The following is a 3486-nucleotide window of genomic DNA, read 5'->3' as shown; positions in this document are numbered from 1 at the left end:
CGAGTCCCCTAGGGGACGCCACGATTACCCGCTCTGCGGGATTTTTAAGGGTCATTCAATTATTGAATGGCCCTTTTGTTTGTCTGGCGTTTGGCCAATCCTCTTTTCATTCCCCCAGCCTTTGATCAACGGTCATGCTTGTCGCTTGCAGAATATTATTATGGTAATAATATTCGACTCATGAGAGTCGGAGGCACGCGATGAACGATAAAAAAGCACACACCCGTGAGCGCATTCTGCAAGCCGCCAGCGCTGCGCTGGTTCAGCGCGGCCCGGCCGAGCCCAGTGTGGGCGAAGTCATGGGCGCGGCAGGGCTGACGGTCGGTGGTTTTTACGCGCACTTTGAAAGCAAAGACGCGTTGATGCTGGAAGCCTTCACCGAGTTACTCGCGCGGCGTCGTGCGTTGATTGCCGATATGGACGCGCAACTCACCGGTGAGGAACGCCGCGGGCTGGTAGCGGCGTTTTACCTGTCACGCAAGCACCGCGACTCAACGGACCAGGCGTGCCCGATACCCGCCACCGTGGGTGAGATGAGCCGCCTGCCGGACGAATTTCGCCAGGCGCTCAACGAGCATACCGAGCTGATGGTCGCACAGTTGTCTGCCAGCCCCGAGGACGCCGATAAAGCCCTGGCTGATATGGCCTTGATGATTGGCGGGTTGGCGTTGGCGCGCGCCCTCGGGCCTGGCGAGTTGTCGGACCGCGTACTACGCGCAGCCAAATCGGCGGTGCGCTGAGCAAGAGTCGCATGATGGGTGCATTCACCTGGCAGGCGCTGATTTACAGGCGCGGCAACCCGCCTGATACACTGCCCCGCCGACATTAATCGACTGGAGCAAGGCATGGGCTGGGATTTGGCAACGCCGTTTATCATCGACTTGCAGGTCGCCGCTGAACACATCGACGGCCTGGGGCACGCCAATAATGCGGTGTATGTGGCCTGGCTGGAGCGTTGCGCCTGGCGCCATTCCCAGTGCCTGGGGCTGGATCTTACCGAGTACCGCAGGCTTGACCGCGCCATGGCCGTGGTGCGCCACGAGATCGACTACCTGGCCGCCGGCTACGAGGGCGACGACCTGCAGCTTGCCACGTGGATTGTCGACTGGGACCAGCGCCTTAAAATGACCCGCCGTTTTCAGTTGATACGCCCCAGCGACGGCGCGACCCTGCTGCGCGCGCACACCACTTTTGTGTGCATCGAGCTGTCGACCGGCAAGCCCAAGCGCATGCCCGTTGAGTTTATCGATGGCTACGCCCCCGCGCTGACGGGGGGTTAACGTTTAAGCCGGGAAACCCAGTAAACTGCGCCACGATTTTTGTTGAGTGTTTTCCATGCAAATTGCTTTGGCGCCCATGGAGGGGTTGGTCGACAACATCCTGCGCGACGTGTTGACCCGCGTCGGCGGTATTGACTGGTGCGTGACCGAGTTCATCCGCGTCAACGAACGCCTGCTCACGCCCGCCTATTTTCACAAGCTTGCCCCGGAGCTGCTGCACGGTGCCCACACAGCGGCGGGCGTGCCGCTGCGTGTGCAGTTGCTTGGCTCGGACCCGGTATGCCTGGCGGAAAACGCCGCGCTGGCCTGCGAGCTGGGTTCGCAAGTGATCGACCTTAACTTCGGCTGCCCGGCCAAGACCGTCAACAAATCGCGTGGCGGTGCGGTATTGCTCAAGGAGCCTGAACTGCTCAACCGGATCGTCGAACATGTGCGGCGTGCCGTTCCGGCGCATATACCGGTGACCGCCAAGATGCGCCTGGGTTTCGACAGCCCGGATGGCGCGCTGGTGTGCGCCACGGCCCTGGCCGAGGGCGGTGCTGCACATATCGTGGTGCATGCGCGCACCAAAACCGATGGTTACAAGCCGCCGGCCCACTGGGAGTGGATTCCGCGCGTGCAGGACGTGGTCAAGGTGCCGGTGTTTGCCAACGGTGATATTTGGAGTGTTGAAGACTGGCGGCGTTGCCGCGAAATCAGTGGTGTCGAAGACATCATGCTCGGTCGCGGCCTGGTAGCACGCCCTGACCTGGCGCGGCAGATTGCGGCAGCACGGGCGGGCGAGGCGGTGGTGGAAATGACGTGGGCGCAGTTGCAGCCGATGCTCCAGGAATTCTGGACCCAGTCGGTGGCCCAGCTCACTGAGCGTCAGGCACCGGGCCGTTTGAAGCAATGGCTGGCGATGTTGACCCGTAACTACCCCGAAGCAGTTGAGCTGTTTACCGCGATGCGCCGGGAAACCGACCTGCAGAACGTCAGCCGTTTGTTACGCATGGCCCACCCAGGGCAAGCCATGGTTGCGCCACACTGATTCATCCGTTGTAACGCTTGGACGGCGTTCGAGGCGTGTGTCAGTGGGCCAGCTGTTTCAACAAAATGCTCGCTATCGAAAGATAGGGAGCATTTTGCGTTTTTGACGCGGGCATAGAGCAACACCGATGCCTGGAATAGAGCGCTCGTGGTAGGGCGATAAGACCTGACGGGTGGCAGTAGGTAACATGCGGAAAGACGTGTTTGGTTCCCTGCATTAATGGGTCGATATGTAAGGTTGGTTATTGTTTAAGCGTAGTTGGCTTTAAGTCGATAGTGTCAGATTGAAAGTGTCTCCAGTCGCGGGAATATCACACCCGGCCGTGGCTTCGTTTGCTGAAGTATGACAGTGGGTTGCTGGGTCGGCAGTGTATGAATAGTTGTGTCCAGTGCAAACGTTGCGCGGCCGCTCTATTAATGGGTTTCTCTAAAAAAACAGGGGGTAAAGTCTGAAGAATCTTATTGATGTCCTTATATGAGCAGGGATAACTGGAACTCGACAGCGCGAAGTTCCACGAATGTAGGGACTGTGAAGCCACTCGGTGGGTTTCCAGCGAATCACTATTATCCCTTGTCTGGCCAAGTTAATAAGGCAGGCAGTGCTTACTGAGGAATCACTAATGACGCTATCAATTAATACTCCGGCCTTTGTAAAGTTTGATACCACACCGATGGCCACCCCGGCTGCACTTGCAATGAACGCCTCAGGTTCAGCTGTTCCGACGTCGAGCTCACAGGCTGCCCCCATTGCGCCGCGGCAAGATGCCCTGCAGGTGCCGCAGGGTAATGTAACGATTAGCGCTAGTTCGCTTTCCAAATTGTTTGACATGCTGGAGCAGATGTTTAAAACAATGCGAGAGATGTTTGCAGGTAAGGATATAACACCTGACGTATTGCCCGGTGCTGATAAAGTGCCGAAGTTGAAGGTCGACGGCGCGGACCAGCCGAAAGTTAAAGTGGATATCGGCCTCTTGCCGAAGGTAAAGGTCGACGGCGCAGACCAATCGAAAGTTAAAGCGGATGTTGGTCTACTACCGAAGGTGAAGGTCGACGGTGCAGACCAGCCGAAGATTAAAGTCGATATCGATCTGTCACCGAAGGTTAAGGTCGATGGTGCGGACCAGGCTAAGGTTAAACCGGATACAGGTCTGTTGCCGAAGGTGATGCCCGATAAAGC

The 3486-nt window shown here is 57.8% G+C and carries 3 protein-coding genes and 1 pseudogene; all 4 read left to right on the top strand.

Going from position 1 to position 3486, the window contains the following annotated elements; genetic code table 11:
* The first annotated feature begins 200 nt into the window (after nt 1-200).
* On the top strand, nt 201-740 hold the full coding sequence (locus tag F0169_RS26005; protein WP_058411398.1) for a TetR/AcrR family transcriptional regulator: 540 nt from the start codon (nt 201-203) through the stop codon (nt 738-740).
* A gap of 105 nt (nt 741-845) precedes the next feature.
* Nucleotides 846-1280, top strand: coding sequence for an acyl-CoA thioesterase (locus F0169_RS26000; protein WP_152748013.1), 435 nt, complete (start codon nt 846-848; stop codon nt 1278-1280).
* 55 nt (nt 1281-1335) lie between these two features.
* Nucleotides 1336-2310, top strand: a complete 975-nt coding sequence (locus tag F0169_RS25995; protein WP_058411400.1) for a tRNA dihydrouridine synthase — start codon at nt 1336-1338, stop codon at nt 2308-2310.
* 619 nt (nt 2311-2929) lie between these two features.
* A pseudogene (locus F0169_RS25990) lies at nt 2930-3486 on the top strand (hypothetical protein); the annotation flags it as partial.

This window comes from Pseudomonas kitaguniensis (genome assembly GCF_009296165.1).
Taxonomy (GTDB): domain Bacteria; phylum Pseudomonadota; class Gammaproteobacteria; order Pseudomonadales; family Pseudomonadaceae; genus Aquipseudomonas; species Aquipseudomonas kitaguniensis.
This window is presented reverse-complemented; position numbering and strand designations above follow the sequence as displayed.